The sequence below is a fragment of the Lentzea kristufekii genome (genome assembly GCF_033949925.1).
GTDB lineage: Bacteria > Actinomycetota > Actinomycetes > Mycobacteriales > Pseudonocardiaceae > Lentzea > Lentzea kristufekii.
The window spans coordinates 22077-38668 of sequence record NZ_JAXAVV010000007.1 but is presented as its reverse complement, the minus strand read 5'-3'; the positions used below and the strand labels follow the sequence as shown (position 1 = coordinate 38668).

The window sequence follows — 16592 nt, the reverse complement described above, 5'->3', positions numbered from 1 at the left end:
CCCCGTTCATGTATAGCACCGTCTGCGGCCTTTGTGGATCTGGCGGCAGGGGAATCGCGTCATGCAGTGCAGCGTGACGAAACATGCTTCGCGCTGGCCTTGTTGAGCGATATTCCACGCGACGGGTGACGTTGGAAACCGGGAAGTTTTCCGGTTCTCGAAGACGATTTCCCGCTCCGGGGAACGGGCGCGTGCAGCCTGACGCAAATGCTCCTAAGTGGACAGTGCGGGCGCGGGAAGTGCGCGGGAGCCCGAAGGTCCACTGGGGACTGCGGAGGCACCGTCGCGGGGACGGTGCCTCCGGTGCTCACAGCGCCGTCGAGGTGTCCGGGGCGTCCGAGGTGCGGCGGGCGCGCTCCTCCAGCTTCCGGGCGAACAGCGCCCAGGACTCGGCGCAGTGGTGGGCCGCGTCGGCCAGTACGCCGACCGCGTGCGCGGGCACCATGTCGGTGTAGCGCTGCCATTGGTCCGGGCTGAAGGTGCCCACCTCCAGCACCCGCAGGACGCCGCGGCCGATCTCGCTGAACCTCATGGACGGATCGCGCTTGAGCAGCCCCAGGTCCGGCGCGGGACGCGGCTCGCCCACCGGGCGGACCGGGGCCTCGGCGTGTTCGGCCAGCCGCTGCCGCGCGGGTACCGGGTCGGCGCCGTCGCGCAGACGGCGACGCACGTCGCGAACCGTGCCGACGGAGACGTTGGCCCGCCGCGCGACCTCCCTCAGGCTCGCGCCGGGCTGGGAGACCAGCAGCTTCCCCGCCTGGCGGCGCCCCTCCGCCGTGGTGAGCGGCCGCACCCTGCCGTCGCGGCCGATCCTGGCGGGCGCGCCGCCCGCGGGCACCGCGCGGCGAAGCACCCCCACGGTCTTGGCCGACAGGCCGACGACGGCCGCGATCGCCCGGTCCGACCACGCGCCGTGCGTGGTGATGATCCGCCGTGCGGCGGCGTTGCGATCGGCCTGGCTCAACGGCAGGCCGTGCGCGGCGTTGAGCCGCACGGTGAGCAGGAACGCCTCGTCAGCGGTCCCGTCGAAGAACAGCACGTCGATCATCCGCTCGTCGCGCAACCGCGCGGCGCGCACCCGGTGCAGCCCGTCGACGACCCTCATCGTCGGGCGGTGCACGACGATCGCGGGCAACGGACCGTCCGCCTCGGCCAGCGCGCGCACGTGCTCGGGGTCCTCCCCGGCCACCCGAGGCGAGTCGCCGACGACCAGTGCGTCGAGCAGCACCCGGCCGGACGCGCATCGCGCCAGGTACCGGTCGACGTCGGTGAAACTTCCTTCCTCCGCGGCCCTGTCAAGCGGGGCCACCCCTTCGACCACGATCTCCCCCATGAGTGCCTTGTTCGCGGACCGGATCACCCTCGCCGGCGAGCACGCCGGGGGTGGGCAGGTCCGCTGACTGCGCCCCCAATGTCGCACCGAGCGCCACTCCCCACAGCGACGACATGGTGACTTTCGGTGAGTCGACCGTAACAAGATGATCTGTCATCAGGCAACGTTGTCACTCGGTCGCCGAGGCCTGGCCGCTGTGCCCACGAGTGCGCCGCGGCACCGGGTCCGCGGTGCTGCGACAAGATGCGGATCCGTCGTGCCGATGTTTTGTTCAAATCCGAATCCCCGTGTCGCGGGCACGCATGGACGTCGTGCGTTTTACTGGGTTCGTCCGCAATTCGAACAGAATGGTCGAGCCTGGTGCGTCGTCGCGCGGAAGGCGTGAAGTTGCCAGTCCTCGGCGAAGCCTGTCAACGTTTCGAGTTCACAGTTGCACATCGGTCAGTCGGGGTCTTTCTGGATTCCTTCGGTCTGTCTCGTGCTCGTTTGCGCTGTTCAGGCACGTATTTGACGGCCGGACGCAGATCCGGTATTTCGCGCGGATCGGTGGCTATTGGTGTCGGTCTCGTCCGCGTCGAGCCACTTCTGGATATTTCTTGCCAGCCTCGTCGAATGCGGGTAGTAATGAATGGCGACGCGAGGGTGATTGTCGTCCCGGCATGGACGTGGATCGGGGACTGTGTGTCGACGGCCCTGGATCTGCTCAATTGCCTCGAGTCACTCGAAACAAATCTGAGGGGAGGGTGACATGACGCGCAAGCACACGGCGAACCTGCGACCGAAGCTGGTCGTGAAGGGCAAGGGCAAGTGATCTGAGGCGGGGGTGGGCACACGCCCACCCCCGCCGCTCATCCGCCGGAGGGGGAGCGGTGTTCGCGGTCGAGACGATGGACAACGGGGTGCGCGTCGTCCTGGACGGTTCGCTGGGCGTCCGCAGTGCGACCACGTGCGTGGTCGTCGGCGCCGGCTCGCGCACCGACGCTCCCGGCGCACCGGGACTCGCGCACCTGCTGGAGCACCTCGTGATGGCGGCGCCCGTCGAGGGAGGCGACTCGCTGAGCAAGTGGGTCGACACCGTCGGCGGCCAGTCCAACGCGTCCACCTCGCACGAGTCGCTGCACTTCTGGACGAGGGTGCCGCCGGAGGCCGCTGTCGAATGCGCGCGCCGGTTCGCCGCGGCCCTGACCGCGCCCGCGTTCACGGACGCGCTGTGCGCGGCGGAGAGCCAGGTGGTGGTGCAGGAACTGCTGGCCGCCGCGGACGACCCGGTCGACGTGGCGCACGAGGCGTTCTACGGCGCGTTGTTCGCGGGCGGGCCGCTGGCGCGCCCGGTGGGCGGTTCCGTGCCGTTCCCGGAGTTCACCGCGGCGGACGTGCTGCGCGAGCACGCAGCCGGCCTGCGGTCGGCGCCGATCGGGGTGTCCCTGGTCGGGCCCGCCGACCTGCTCGGCGAGACGGTGGACGCGTTGCGCACGGGCGGGCTCGCGGCCGTGCGGCGCGAGCCTGGGGCACGTGCGCCCGGTGGGTCGCATGGCGCGCCCACCGCCGCGATGGCGCCGGACGCGGAGTACGCCTACCTGGTCGCGGGTGGCGAGGGCGTGGGCCGCGAGGACCCGCTGTGGGCCGCGGCCGAGGTGCTGGCCGCCGCGGTCGGCGGAACCCCCGGCTCGGTGCTCTACGAGCGGCTGCGCGGCGAACTCGGCGTCAGCTACCAGCTCGGGTCCACGCACACCGCCTACGACGACGCCGGCGTCTGGTCCGTCGTGGCCGGTACGCCGCCGGCCGAGGTCGAGCGGGTGGAGAAGACCGTCCGGAGGTGCCTGCAAGAGGTCGAGGAAGGCGCTTTGGGCGACGAGCGCTTCGCCGCCGCGCGCAGGCAGGCCGTCGGCGCCGTGCTGCTCGACCACGAGGACCCGGTGGCACTGGCGCATCTGAACAGCACGTGGGCCGCGCACCACGAACCCGCCGAGCCCCCGGTCGACCGGGCCCGGCGCCTGCTGGCCGACGTGACGCACGCCGACGTGCGCGCCGCCGCGTCCCGAGTGTTGAGGAGCTACACCAGTGTCGTCGCCTCCTGATCCGGTCGCGGAGCTCGTCGGCCGCGGCGTGCGGGCGGAGCTGGCCGCGGAGCTCGCGGAGTCCGGGCTGCTGGTGCGGGTGGCCGGTGAGCCGGTGGTACTGGCCCCGGACGCCGACCCGGTCACCGGACGCCCGCGCGTGCTGGCGACCCTGCTGGGCGGCCCGGTGCCGGTGCCGCCCCTGACCGACCTGGTCCGCTCGCGCCATCCCGGTGCGGAGTCGGTGATGCTGGTGCTGCCCGCGAGCGTGCCGGAGCCGGCCGCCGGCAGGCCGTACATGCGCTACCTGCTGGCCACCGACGCGCTCACGCCCGCCAGCGAGGAGCCCGGGTGGCTGGTGCGCCGCGCGGGCGAAGGCGACGCGCCCGACGTGCTGCCGCTGCTGGTGAAGGCGATGGTCGACGGCTACGAGGGCGCGGGCAGCCCGGTGGCCGCCGAGTCACTGCGCGAAGACGCCGAACGGGTGTTCGCCCAGGCACTGGCCGAGGGCGCGGTGTTCGTCGCCCACGACGACAGCGGGTTCGCCGGGCACGCCACGGTGGTGCCCGACGAGGACGAGCTGACCGGCCTGCCCAGGCTGGAGCTGTTCGACACCTTCGTGCTGCCCGCTCGCCGGGGCTCGCGCGCGGGCGCGCTGCTGAACTCCGCGGCGCTGCGGTACGCGCGGGAGCTGGGCCTGCCGCTGCGCGGATACGTGTCGGGCCACGACGACAACGCCGAGCGGGTGCTGGCGAGACTGACCGCGCACGGGTGGCGGCGGGACACGACGTACTGGTCGCTGCCGCTCGCGGACGAGCGGCCCGCCGGTGGCTGATCCCGTGCTGACCGTGTCCTCGGAGGTCCGGCCGGACCTCCGCACCACCGGCATCTGCCTGACCGTGGCGCTGGGCTCCCGCACGGATCCACCCGAACTGGGCGGGTTGACCCACCTGCTCGAACACCTCGTGATGTCCGCACCGCTCGACGGCCGGTCGTTCAGCGCGCGGACCGAATGGCTGGGCGGCAGCGTGAACGCGCACACCGGGCTGGAGGAACAGCAGTTCTACGCGCGGGTGCGCGCCGAGGACGCGGACGCGGTGATCGCCCTGCTGCTGCGGGCCGCGTTCGCGCCCGACCTGTCCGACGCGGCCGTCACGGCGGAGTCGGCGGTGGTGCTGCGCGAGCTGGCCGCGTCGGCGGCGGACCCGAACGAGGTCGTGCAGGACGCGGTGCTGGCCGCCCTGTTCCACGGCCACCCGCTCGGCCGGCCGGTGGGCGGTACCCCGGCGGGGATCCGTGCGGCGAACCCGGATGCCGTGCGCGCCCACCACGCGACGCGGTTCCTCGGCGCCCCCGCGCACCTCGCGGTGGTCGGACCGCACCCACCGGTGCTGCCGCGAGGCGGTCCTGCCGTGACACCACTCGGGTCCACCGCGCCGCACATCACGCCGGAGCCGTTGCCCCCGCTCGTCGCGGGGCCGGTCCGCTGGCCGGAGGACTTCGCGTGGGTGTGCCTGGGCGCGCGCTCGCCGGGCGCGGGGGATCCGCGCCGGCCCGGTCACGACGTGCTGGCGGCACTGCTCGGGTCGAGCCCGTCATCGCTGCTGTACCGGCGGCTGCGGGAGGAACTGGGCCTGGGCTACGCGTTCGAGGCGTGGGACCGCGGCTACACCGAGGCGGGCGCCTGGCGGGTGCTGGCCGGTGCCGGCGAGGGCGACGGCGCCCAGGTCGTCGACGTGGTGCGGGACCTGCTGGCTGACCTGGCCGGGCGCGGGCCCGCCGACGAGGACCTGGACGCGGCCAGGCGAGGTCTGCAGATGCGGCTGCTGGTCGACTCCGAGGACCCGCTGGAGGCCGCGCGGTCGCTGGGTGTGCGCACCCGTGCGGGCACCGCGCCGTGGTCGGCGGAGGAACAGCAGGCGGCGATCCGTGCCGTCACGGCCGAGGACGTGGCCGCCGCGGCGCGCGCGGTGTGCGCCGGCCTGATCACCGTGGTGAGACCGGAAGGACGACCGAGATGACCACCGCCGGGATCACGACCGCCCGGATCGACCTGCCGCTGTGCGCGCGGGCGCTGGGCGTCGACGAGGACGAGGCGCCGGACGTGCTCGTGCACGCCGCCCGCCGCCGTGGCTGGACGCTGCCGATGCTCCTGCTCTCGCTGTACGAACGGGACGGGCACGTGCTGGGCAGCGGCGCTCTCGACGAGCTGCGGCGCGCGCGTCGCAGGCGCGACAACTACGACCGGGTCGTCGCCGCGCTCGAGGCCACGACCAGCGCGCGGATCCTCAAGGGACCGTCCCTGGCCGGGCACTACCCGCCAGGGCTGCTGCGCCCGGTCGGCGACCTGGACGTGGTGGTGTCCGGCGAGGACGAGCTGTGGCGGGCGGTGGACGCGGTGAAGGACGCGGCGCCGGTCGCGGACGTGCACGTGTCGTTGTACGGCCATCCCGAGCGGCACGTGCTGCTGCAGCTGACGTGGCCCGCCGAGGACCCGCTGCTCGACCGGCACTACTCCGTGGAGCTGTCGACGGCGGCCTTCGCCGGCGGGACCGGCCCGGTGCGGGTGCGCGCGGAACTGCCCGCCGACCCGGTGGTGACGGATCTGCTGGCGCTGGCCGAAGAACGCTTCCAACGGCCGTACGGCCTCAAGGACGCGGTGGACACCGCGGTGCTGGGCGGCCTGTCCGCGTGCGCGGCCGTGGCCGGTGACCTGGTGGCCGCCGCGGAACACTGGCTGGTCGCGCCCGAGTTGCTGGAGCTGGTCGAGTTCACCGCCGCCCTGACGGATCCGGGCTGCCTGGGCGATCTCGCCGCACCACTGCGCGCCGCCGCCGAACGGGAACGGGCGCGGCGGGACGCGTGGACGCCGCCGTCCGCTCCGGCCGGAGCGGACGCGATGACCAGGGCGCTGACCGACGCCAGGCCGGTGGGCGGGCTGCTGCTGCGGGAACCGCCCGCGTCGCGTGCTTCCTCCCTCGTGCGCGCCTATCCCGGCGGTGCGCTGCTGGCCACCCCGGTCGGCGACTACCTGCTGGTCGACCAGCAGCTGGTGACGCAGGAGCAGTACGACGAGGCGGTGCGGCGGTTGCCGCTGCTGGACGGGGAGTGAACGTGGACGCGGTGGAAGTCGCAGGCCTCGGCCGGGAGTACGCGCGCCGTCGGCAACCGCCCCGTGTGGCGCTGGCGGGGTTCGACCTGACCGTGCCGGTCGGTGAGGTGCACGGTCTGCTCGGCCCGAACGGCGCGGGCAAGACCACGTTGTGCAAGATCCTGTCGACGGTGCTGTTGCCCACCTCGGGAACGGCACGGGTGTTCGGCCGGGACGTGGTCACCGACACCAAGGCCGTGCGGACGCTGGTGGGCGTCGTGTTCGGCGGTGAGCGCGGCCTCTACGGCAGGCTCACCGCACGGCAGAACCTGCTGTACTGGTCGGCGCTGTACCGGCAGCCGCGCGCGGTGGGCCGGGCCCGGGCCGACCGGCTGCTGGAGCGGCTGGGACTGACCGGCCGCGCGGACGAACGGGTGGAGACCTTCTCGCGCGGCATGAAGCAGCGGCTGCACCTCGCCCGCGGCCTGGTCGGCGACCCGAGACTGGTGATCCTGGACGAGCCGACGGTGGGCATGGACCCGGTGGCGGCCAAGGACTTCCGGTCGCTGGTGCGCGAACTGCGCGACGAGGGCCGCACCGTCCTGATCACCACGCACGACATGGCCGAGGCCGAGGCCGTCTGCGACAGGGTGTCGCTGATCGACGGCGGCAAGCTGCTCGCGACCGAGGACCCGCGGACCATCGGCGGCTGGCTGACGAAGTACGAGCGGGTCGTGGCCGAGGACGTGCCGCGGGAGGTGCTGGCGTCGCTGTCCTCGGTGCCCGGCGTCCGCGGAGTGTCCACTGAGGACCGGACGACCGTGGTGGAGACCGAGGCGCGGGGCGCGGCGGGGGCGGTGGTGCAGGCGCTGGTGCGGGCGGGCGTCACCACGATGTCGACGGGGAGGCCGTCGCTGGCCGACGTGTACCTCCACGTGATCGGCGACCGGGGGAGCGTGGTGCGGTGATCCGCGTCTTCCTGTCCGCCGCGTGGTTCCAGCTGTTGATGCTGCGCGGGCCGGCCGACCTGGCGGCGTTGTTCAACACGCCGCTGTTCACGCTCGCGTTGCTGGCGATCATGCAGCACGCGGGGCGGGCGGACCTGGCGCCCTACGCGGTCGTCGGCTCGACGGTGATCGCGGTGTGGAGCATGGCGATGCTGGTGTCCGGCGACATCATCGACTCCGACCGCGCGAACGGCACCCTGGAGGCGGTGATCGGCACTCCCGCGCCGCTGACGGTGGTGGTGCTGGGCCGGACCGCGACGGTGACCGTCGTCAGCATGGTGGCGCTCCTGGAGAGCGTCGCCGTCGCGTGGCTGGCGTTCGACGTCGTCGTGGCACCCGAGCACGTCGGCGTGCTGCTGGCGACGCTCGCGGTGACCGTGGTGGCGATGGTCGGTACGGCGACGGCGATGGCGGGCGTGTTCGTGCTCGCCAGGTCGGCCCGGACCTTCCAGAACGCGCTGTCCTACCCCTTCTACCTGCTCAGCGGAGCGGTCGTGCCGACGGATCTGCTGCCGGCGTGGTTGCAGCCGGTGAGCCGGGTGGTGTTCCTGTCCTGGTCCACGGACCTGGTGCGGGACAGCCTGCGCGCCGCGCCGGTGCCGGACGTCGCGGCCCGGCTGGCGGTCGTGCTCGCACTGGGACTGCTGGGCTACCTCGGCGGGACGTGGATGCTGGCGACGGTGCTGCGCCGGGTGCGGACCACGGGGGCGGTGGGGTTCGCGTGATCAGGGACGAGGCCCGCCTGCTGGCGGCGGCGGTCGCGAGTGCGCGCGCCGATCTCAAGGCCATCTACACGTGGCGGACGTGGTCGTTCGCGTGGCTGTCCAGAATCCTGTGCCAGGTTGCGTTCTTCGCGGTGATCGGACGACTGCTGGGATCCCCGCAGCACACGCACTTCCTGTTGGTGGGCAACGCCGTCTACATCGCGGCGCTGGTGTCGATGTTCGTCTGCGCGTCGACGGCGTGGGAGCGGCAACTGGGCACGCTGCCCTTGCTGGTGGCCGCACCGGGCACCCTGTTCACCCTGTTCGTCGGCCGCAGCGTGCAGTGGCTGCTGGACGGGACGGCGTGCGCGTCGGTCGCGTTGTTCGTGCTGGGGCCGCTGTTCGACGTGCCGATGCCGATGCCGGCGGCGCTGGCCGCGGTGCCGCTGATCGCGCTCGTGTCGGTGTCGACCTACTGCTTCGGCCTGGTGCTGGCCGGACTGGCGTTGCGGCGGGTGGAGCTGCGCAACCTGGTGGGACAGCTGGGCGGGCTGACGCTGATGGTGCTGTGCGGCGTGCAGGTGCCCTCGTCGTTCTGGCCCGCGCCGCTGCACGCGGTGGCTCAGGTGCTGCCGGTGACCCACGGGCTGGAAGCGGTGCGGGCACTGCTGTCCGGCGCGCCCGCCGGTGTGGTGCTGGGTTCGGCCGCGGCCGAGTTGTGCGTCGCCGCGGGCTGGTTCGCCGTGGCGGCACTGACCTTCCACCGGTTCGCGGAGAGCGGCCGGCGCGACGGGTCGATCGAGTTCGGTGACTGATCCGGCCGGCGACCTCAACCACTCGGGCCGTCCGGCGCCTGCCACCGGCCGGCTCGTGACTCGATCCATGAGATGAAGGGGCTTCGATGTCCAGGACGGAACGGGACAACTGGCAAGATCCGGACGAGATCGCTCGCCGGGTGCAGGACGGAACTCTCACTCGGCGGAACCTGCTCAAGTTGTTCGGCGTGTCCGCGGCGTCGGTCGCGTTCACCTCTGCCGCCACGGGAACGGCCGGGGCGGAGGGGGTTCGCTACGACTACGTCGTCGTGGGCGCCGGCTCGGCCGGGTGCACGCTGGCCGCGCGGCTGCTGGCGGACTCGCGCGCGAGCGTGCTGCTGATCGAGGCGGGCGGTTCGAACGACCTGCCGGAGGTGCGGGACTTCACGAAGGCCGGCTCGCTGACCGCGCCGGGTTCGAGGCTCATCTGGCCCTTCCAGTCCGAGCCGCAGCCCGCGTTGCTGAACCAGCCGCAGTCGTTCGTGTGCGGGAAGTTGGGCGGCGGCAGCAGTTCGGTGAACGGGATGGTGTGGGTCCGGGGCAACCCGGCCGACTACGACCACTGGGCCGCCCAGGGCGCGACCGGCTGGAACTACGCGAACGTGCGCTCGTCGCTGGACGCGCTGACCGGTCCCATCAAGCCGTCGAGCGAGCTGACGCGGCGCAACCTGCTCTCGCAGGCCACGGTGAACGCGGCCGTCGACGTGGGCTACGCGTACAACCCGGACTACAACGGCGCGACCCAGTTCGGCGTCGGCTACACGCAGCTCAACGTGGTGAACCAGATCCGCCAGGACGCGTTCACCACGTTCCTGACGCCGTACCTCACCGACCCGCGCCTGACGATCATGACCGACGCGGAGGTCGCGCGGCTGACGTTCGACAGCCGCAAAGCCGTGACCGGTGTCGTGATCAAGGCGGGGGACCGCCAGTTCACGGTCCGGGCGGAGTGCGAGGTCGTGCTCAGCACGGGCACGATCAACACCCCCCGGCTGCTGCAGCTGTCCGGCGTCGGCGCGGCGCGCGATCTGGCGCCCCTCGGCATCCCGGTCGTCGCGGACCTGCCCGGGGTCGGCGCCAACCTGCACGACCACCTGATCTCGGTGACGTTGAAGAAGCTGCGGGTGCCGGAGCCCGAGTCCCACCTCACCGCGATGGACGTGAACGTGTTCACCGGCAGGGGAAGGGTGCCGGGCACGCCCGCGTACGAGTTCCAGGTCTACTACACGCGGGACGGGTACCCGCCCTATCCGGGCAACTCGATGTCGGTCGGGGTGATGAACCTGCACCCGACCAGCCGGGGCCACGTGAAGCTGCGGTCGGCCGATCCCGCCGTGCCGCCGATCATCCAGCCGAACTTCCTGCAGACCGCGGAGGACCTCGACACCCAGGTGGAGGGCTACCGGCTGGCGATGGAGCTGATCAACTCGCGGGGCCTGCGCGACTGGGTGACCGACGAGGGTTCCCTGCCGGGGCCGGGTTTCGACACCAGGGAGAAGCTGATCGAGGCGGTGCGCACCTACTCCCAGGCCGACTTCCACGCGGTCGGGACCTGCCGGATGGGCACCGACGCGAACGCCGTCGTGGACCCGCAGCTGCGGGTGCGCGGTATCACCGGGCTGCGGCTCGCCAGCGCCGCGATCATGCCCAGCGTGACGTCCGGCAACACCAACGCGCCGTCGATGATGATCGGTGACCGCTGCGGGCGGCTGATCCTGGGCCGTTCCTGACGACACCACGCGGACCGCTGTGCAACCGGGGAATTTCCCTTGTCGCACAGCGGTCCGCGGTCCGTCTCAGGCTTCGAGCTTGCGCCAGTCGGCCAGCCGTTGCAGCGCGAAGATGTCGGAGACCGACGCGATGCTGTCCTCCAGCGCCGTCGAGTCGCCGTGCTGGTAGATCGACCGGAACGCGGAGCGCATCGAGGCGATCGTGGCGCGCAGTCCCTGGTTCGCGTAGATCACCACCGACACCCCGGCGCGGGCGGCGTCCTCGACGTGCCAGTCCGGGTACGTGGTGGGCACGACGACGACCGGCCGGCGTCCCTGCCACTGCGCCAGGAACTCCAGGATCTGGCTGTTGGTGCGGGCCTTGGAGTGGATCAGCACGGCGTCGGCGCCGGCGTCGGCGTAGCGGTGGCAGCGGTCCAGCGCCTCGGCGACGGGCTGCCCGCTGATCAGGGCTTCGGTGCGCGCGATGACGAAGAAGTCGTCGCCCTGCTGTGAGTTCTTCGCCGTCTCGATCTTGTGGGCGAACTCCTCCGCGGGCAGGAGCGTCTGGCCGCCCGCGGCGAAGCTGTTCATCTTGGGGAAGAGCTTGTCCTCCAGGCTCACCGCCGTGATCCCCGCGGCCTGGTACTCGTGCACCATGTGGGCGACGTTCATCGCGTTGCCGTAGCCGGTGTCGCAGTCCGCCACCACGGGGACGCTGAGCGCCTTCTGCATGTTCGCGGCGGCTTGCAGGTACTCGGTCATCGTCAGCAGGCTCGCGTCCGGCAGGCACCGCGCGGCCGACACCTCGAGGCTCGACGACCACACGGCCTGGAAGCCGGACTCCTGGGCCAGGACGCCCCCGAGCGCGTCGTGCGCCCCGGCGACGCGGACGACCCCGCCTTCGTCGAGCACCGAACGAAACGAAGGAAAGCTTGCTTTCTGCATCGGCATCCCAAATTGTCATCGGTGAGCAAGCCCGCCGCAGTTGTCACCGGCGGGCTTGAACGCGCGTGAAATCGTCACGTGGAAAGAACGGCATGGCCAGGACCGCGACCGAGAACGAAGATGTGGAGGTCTGATCCTCCCGCGCCCTGGCTCATCGCCTACCGGCGATCGGCCTGCCCCAACGGGCGGTGAACGCGAGGTTAGCACGGGGGAACCGGCGGTCACCAGTGCGCTTTGACCAGCGGATCTCTGTCCTCCGCCGCCCCTCGTGCAATTGCTGGGAGCGATCGGTCAAACGGAGAACAGGGAGCCGGAACGGGTATTTCGAGTCTAATTCGGGGCTTGCTTCCAAGCGGGTCGGCGAATGTTTGTCAAGTCCTTGCCGGGTGTGCGCGAACATGACACTTCGGGAATTGTCGGTTAGCATCGCCATCGCACTGTGCGAACCCGGTCGTGCCGGGAATGCCGCCGTGCACTCTATTCGCGGCCCGAGGGGGGAGGCTCGTGGAAGACAGCGCCGTGCGCGCCAGGCCGAAGGTGCTCGTGCTCGATCCGATCCACGCGGAGGCGGTCGATCGGATGCGCGCCGGCTTCGACGTCGTCGTCCACCTCCAGCCACCGCCGGACGTGCTGCTCGACCTCGTGTCCGATGTGGACGTGGTGGTGCTGCGCAGCGGGGCCCGGCTGCCCGCCGAGGTGTTCGAGCGCGCCCGCAGCCTGAAACTGGTGGCCCGCGCCGGTTCCGGGGTCGACAACATCGACCTGGACGCCGCGCGGCGAGCCGGGGTGCAGGTCTTCAACGTCCCCGGCGGATCGGCCGGCGCCGTCGCCGAGCTCGCCATCGGTCTCATGCTGAGCGTGATGCGCCGGATCTCGCTGGCCGACCGGCAGGTCCGCGCCGACGTGTGGAACAAGGCGGCCCTGGAGGGCGACGAACTGGCGGGCAAGACCCTGGGCGTCGTCGGCTTCGGCAACATCGGTTCCCGGATCGCCCGGATCGCCTCCGGTTTCTCACCGCGGATCCTCGCCACCGCCGAGCACCTCTCGGAGTCCCGCCGGATCGAGCTCGCCGACCGGGGTGTGGACCTGGTCGCGCTGCCCCGGCTGCTCGAGGAGTCGGACGTGGTGTGCGTGGTGGTGCCGCTGACCGGCCGGACGCGCTCGATGATCGGCACGGCCGAGCTCAAGGCAATGAAGCCGGGTGCCTACCTCGTGAACATCTCGCGCGGCGGGGTCGTGGACGAGACGGCGTTGCTCACCGCGTTGCGGGACGGCGTCATCCGGGGGGCCGCACTCGACGTCCACGTCAGCGAGGGAACCACGAGTCCGCTGGCGGAGCTGGACAACGTGGTGCTGACCCCGCACATCGGGGCGATGTCCGCCGACGCCCAGCGCGCGATCGGACACGTCGTGGTCGACTCCGTCGTGCTCGCACTGGCCGGCGGCGCCGTGCCGAACCGGGTGTGCTGACCGTGCGGACCACCACGGCTGCCGTCCTCGAAGAGGTGGGCACGATCGCCACCCGCGCCATCACCCGGCCGGACCTCGGGCCGTCCGACGTGCTCGTCAGGGTGCTCACGACCGGCATCTGCGGCTCCGACCTCGCGACCTACCTCGGCACGCACCCGTACAAGACCGCACCCGTCGTGCTCGGGCACGAGATGTGCGGGATCGTCGAGGCGGTCGGCGCGGAGGTGGCGGACCTGCGACCGGGTCAGCGCGTGTGCTCGGCCGCGTTCTCCCCGTGCGACGCCTGTGCCGCGTGCCGCACGGGTGCGGTGAACCTGTGCCGGGACAGGGAGAACCTGAGCCACCGGGGGTGGCACGGCTCGTTCGCCGAACACGTCGTCCTGCGCCGCAACATGGCGTTCGTGCTGCCGGACCACGTCCACCCCGAGGCCGGTGCCATGGCGGAGCCGCTGTCCATCGCCTGGCACGCGGCGTGCCTGCCGGGCGACCTGAGTGGGCGCACGGTCGCGGTGCTCGGTTCGGGCAGCATCGGACTGTCCTGCGCCCTCGTCGCCCGGCAGCGTTCGGCACGCGCGGTGGTGTGCACGGACCTGGGACCGGGCAAGGCGGCGCTGGTCACGCGCGCCGGTGCGGACGAGTACGTGGACGCGGCGGGCGGTGCGGTGGACGGTGTGCTGGCGCACCTGCCCGGCGGCGCCGACGTCACGTTCGTGGCGTCCGGGCACCCCGGCGTGCTCGACGAGGCGTGCGCGGTCACCCGGCCGGGCGGTGACGTGGTCGTGGTCAGCTACTTCGCCGGTCCGCAGACCTGCGCGCCGAACCCGATGGTGTCCGCCGAGCTGACGGTGCGGTTCTCGGCGCTGTCCACCCCGAGCGACTTCGCCGCGGTGATCAGCAGGCTGGCGTCGGGTGCGATCGACCCGCTTCCGCTGATCACGCACCGGTTCCCGCTGGCCAGAGCCGCCGAGGCGATGCGCGTGCTGGAAGCGGGGACGGGCGGCGTCGGCAAGGTCATGCTGCACTGCACGGGCGAAGGGGGACAGCGATGACGCGCGCCGGGGGACTGACCGTCGGGGTGGTCGGCGGGACCGGGCACACCGGCGGCGAGCTGTGCCGGCTGCTGCTCGGCCACCCGGAGGTCCGCACGATCCTGCCCACCGCGCGCACCGAGGCCGCGTTCGCGCTGGTGCACCCGAACCTGACCGGCAGCGGGCTGGCGTTCCTGCCCGTGGAACGGCTGGCGGAGCGGGCGGGCGAGCTGGACGTGGTCTTCTTCTGCACCCCGTCCGGCGAGGCGATGCGCCAGGCCCGGCACTACGCCGGCCGCGGGGTGTGCACGATCGACCTCGGCGCAGACTTCCGGTTCGCCGACCCTCTTGTCTACCAGCGGGTCTACGGCGCGGAACACGCCGATCCCGGCCTGCTGGCGCAGGCGCGGTACGGCGTGACGGAGCTGAACCGCGACGAGATCGCCACCGCCCGGCTGATCGCCAACCCCGGGTGTTACGCGAACACCGCGATCCTGGCGCTGGCACCGCTGCTGCGCGCGGGCCTGGCGCGGCCGGACGTGCCGATCGGCATCCACGCCGTCAACGGCACCACCGGCGCGGGCAACACCCCGAAGAAGGCGATCATGCACGCCGAGGTGGCCGGGGCGATGCTGTCCTACAGCCTGGAGGGGCACCGGCACGGCCCGGAGCTCGAAGCGTTCTTCACGACGTTCGCCGGGCGGCCGGTCGAGGTGGACCTCGACACCGCCCACGGCAACTTCGCCCGCGGCATCCACCTGCGGGCCGACGTCCACCTCACGGCCGCGCACACGCGGGACGAGCTGCTGGAGCTGTACACCGAGGCGTACGGCGGCGAGCACTTCGTCGTCGTCAACACGCAGCCCAAGCTCGGTGCGCTGAACGAGAAGCAGTACGAGATCTACCCGAACCTGAACCACGTGGTGGGCTCCAACTTCTGCCACCTCGGCCTGGACACGGGCCGCGGCGGACAGGTCGCGAGGATCGTCGCCGTGACCGACAACCTGGTCAAGGGCGCGGCCGGATCGGCGATCCAGAACATGAACGTCGCGCTCGGCATCGACGAGCGCACCGGGCTGACGGCGTACGCGCTGTGAACAGGCTGCGCGACAAGGAGATCCGGCCCGGTGACCGGTGGGTCTACTCGGCCGGGTTCAACGTCCGGCCGGACCTGCGCGACACCGGCCGCATCGACGCGGAGATCCCGGACCTGAGGCGCATCCTCGACGCGGGCGGACGGGTCGCGATCCTGTCGCACCAGGGCAGCCACGGCAGCGCGGACGAGCTCGATCACGTGGCCGCCCACCTCACCACCCGCCTGGGGTCCACAGTGGACTACGTGTGGGACAACGACACCCCGCAGGCGGCACGGCTCGCCGGAGAACTGCGTCCCGGCACGGCCGCCCTGTTCGGCAACACCCGCAGGCACGCCGGCGAGCAGCGCAACGACCCGGCACTGGCCCGCAGGTTCGCCGCGCTCGGTGACGCCGTCGCCGTCGGAGGGTTCTCCAAGGCACACCGGGCACACGCGTCGAACGTGGGCGTCCTGCGCACCCTGCCCGGCTACGTGACCGACAGCGTGCTCCGCGAGACGGAACTCCTCGCACCGTGGGCAGGCCCGTCGGACCGCTTCTCGATCGCGGTCCTCGGCGGCGTCAAGCGGGAGAAGACCATGACGGGTCTGGACGCGGTCAGCCGCCACTACGACGTGGTCGTACCGGGCGGCGTGGTCCTCAACACCGTGCTGAGGGCACTAGGTCACGACGTGGGCGCCTCGGAGCTGGGTGAGGACCCCGAAGGCTGCCTGCGGGTGGCGCGCACGGTGCTCGGCCGCACCGGCCGGGCCAGGATCCACGTCCCCCGCCACGTCACCGTGACGCGCGACGGAGCCGTTCGCATCGTCGGGGTGCACCAGATCCCGCCCGGATGGGCCATCGCCGACCTGGTGCCCAGGCCGTGGCTGCGCGACGCCCTCGCCCGGCTGGTCTCCGGAGGTGGTCGCGCCTTCGTCGCGGGCACGCCGAGCCGGTACGCGGAAGGCTTCCGCAACAGCGCGGACCAGCTGCTCGCCGCGTTCTCCGCGCCGGGCGTGGACGCGCTGCTGATGGGCGGGGACACCGTGGCCGAGCTGCCGTGGGACGGACCCGTCTCCACCGGTGGCGGCGCCGCGCTGCACTTCCTCGCCCACGGGACCTGTCCTGTTCTGGACGCTGTCCGCACTGGACCGGGAGAGGCGGCGTGATGACCGACCTGCGCTTCGTCACCTGCGGGAGGTGCGTCGTCCGGGGCGAGCTGCGCTTCCTCGCCTACAGCACGTGGGTGGTTCTGGATGCCGTGCGCACTGCTCAGACGGAGGCTGCGTGATGATCGACCTTCGCTTCCTCGTCCACGGCCCGTGTTCCGTTCCGGACACTGTCCGTGCTGGTGCCA

14 protein-coding genes are annotated in these 16592 nt (G+C 72.1%); 12 read left to right on the top strand and 2 right to left on the bottom strand.

What is annotated here, in order from left to right:
* Positions 1-307 precede the first annotated feature (307 nt).
* Entirely contained in the window at positions 308-1333 is a 1026-nt protein-coding gene (locus tag SK571_RS16075) for a streptomycin biosynthesis protein (protein ID WP_319984885.1), read from the bottom strand.
* A gap of 869 nt (positions 1334-2202) precedes the next feature.
* Here SK571_RS16075 and SK571_RS16070 point away from each other — a divergent pair.
* The 8 genes from SK571_RS16070 (at position 2203) to SK571_RS16035 (ending at position 10737) form a co-directional block, all read left to right on the top strand.
* Positions 2203-3411, top strand: coding sequence for a M16 family metallopeptidase (locus SK571_RS16070; protein WP_319984884.1), 1209 nt, complete (start codon positions 2203-2205; stop codon positions 3409-3411).
* Positions 3395-4225, top strand: coding sequence for a GNAT family N-acetyltransferase (locus SK571_RS16065; RefSeq protein WP_319984883.1), 831 nt, complete (start codon positions 3395-3397; stop codon positions 4223-4225). The genes SK571_RS16070 and SK571_RS16065 overlap by 17 nt, the downstream gene beginning before the upstream one ends.
* Positions 4218-5411, top strand: coding sequence for a M16 family metallopeptidase (locus tag SK571_RS16060; RefSeq protein ID WP_319984882.1), 1194 nt, complete (start codon positions 4218-4220; stop codon positions 5409-5411). The genes SK571_RS16065 and SK571_RS16060 overlap by 8 nt, the downstream gene beginning before the upstream one ends.
* Complete coding sequence (locus SK571_RS16055; RefSeq protein WP_319984881.1) at positions 5408-6502, top strand: hypothetical protein; 1095 nt, start codon at positions 5408-5410, stop codon at positions 6500-6502. Before SK571_RS16060 ends, SK571_RS16055 begins: the two co-directional genes overlap by 4 nt.
* Before the next feature lie 2 nt (positions 6503-6504).
* Positions 6505-7449: an ABC transporter ATP-binding protein gene (locus tag SK571_RS16050; protein ID WP_319984880.1), complete on the top strand. Its 945-nt coding sequence runs from the start codon at positions 6505-6507 to the stop codon at positions 7447-7449.
* A complete protein-coding gene (locus SK571_RS16045; protein ID WP_319984879.1) occupies positions 7446-8213 on the top strand; it encodes an ABC transporter permease in 768 nt (255 codons plus the stop codon). Before SK571_RS16050 ends, SK571_RS16045 begins: the two co-directional genes overlap by 4 nt.
* Positions 8210-9007: an ABC transporter permease gene (locus tag SK571_RS16040; protein ID WP_319984878.1), complete on the top strand. Its 798-nt coding sequence runs from the start codon at positions 8210-8212 to the stop codon at positions 9005-9007. Before SK571_RS16045 ends, SK571_RS16040 begins: the two co-directional genes overlap by 4 nt.
* Positions 9008-9093: 86 nt before the next feature.
* Entirely contained in the window at positions 9094-10737 is a 1644-nt protein-coding gene (locus SK571_RS16035; protein WP_319984877.1) for a GMC family oxidoreductase, read from the top strand.
* Positions 10738-10803: 66 nt separating this feature from the next.
* On the opposite strand, the gene SK571_RS16030 is transcribed toward SK571_RS16035, so the two are convergent.
* On the bottom strand, positions 10804-11631 hold the full coding sequence (locus tag SK571_RS16030; protein ID WP_319984876.1) for an isocitrate lyase/phosphoenolpyruvate mutase family protein: 828 nt from the start codon (positions 11629-11631) through the stop codon (positions 10804-10806).
* A gap of 537 nt (positions 11632-12168) precedes the next feature.
* Here SK571_RS16030 and SK571_RS16025 point away from each other — a divergent pair.
* Genes SK571_RS16025 through pgk form a run of 4 tightly spaced genes read left to right on the top strand, consistent with a single transcriptional unit; the run spans position 12169 to position 16404 of the window.
* Entirely contained in the window at positions 12169-13134 is a 966-nt protein-coding gene (locus SK571_RS16025) for a hydroxyacid dehydrogenase (protein ID WP_319984875.1), read from the top strand.
* A gap of 2 nt (positions 13135-13136) precedes the next feature.
* A complete protein-coding gene (locus tag SK571_RS16020; RefSeq protein ID WP_319984874.1) occupies positions 13137-14183 on the top strand; it encodes a zinc-dependent alcohol dehydrogenase in 1047 nt (348 codons plus the stop codon).
* Complete coding sequence (argC, locus tag SK571_RS16015) at positions 14180-15259, top strand: N-acetyl-gamma-glutamyl-phosphate reductase (RefSeq protein ID WP_319984873.1); 1080 nt, start codon at positions 14180-14182, stop codon at positions 15257-15259. The genes SK571_RS16020 and argC overlap by 4 nt, the downstream gene beginning before the upstream one ends.
* A complete protein-coding gene (gene pgk, locus SK571_RS16010; RefSeq protein WP_319984872.1) occupies positions 15256-16404 on the top strand; it encodes a phosphoglycerate kinase in 1149 nt (382 codons plus the stop codon). The genes argC and pgk overlap by 4 nt, the downstream gene beginning before the upstream one ends.
* The last annotated feature ends 188 nt before the right edge of the window (positions 16405-16592 follow it).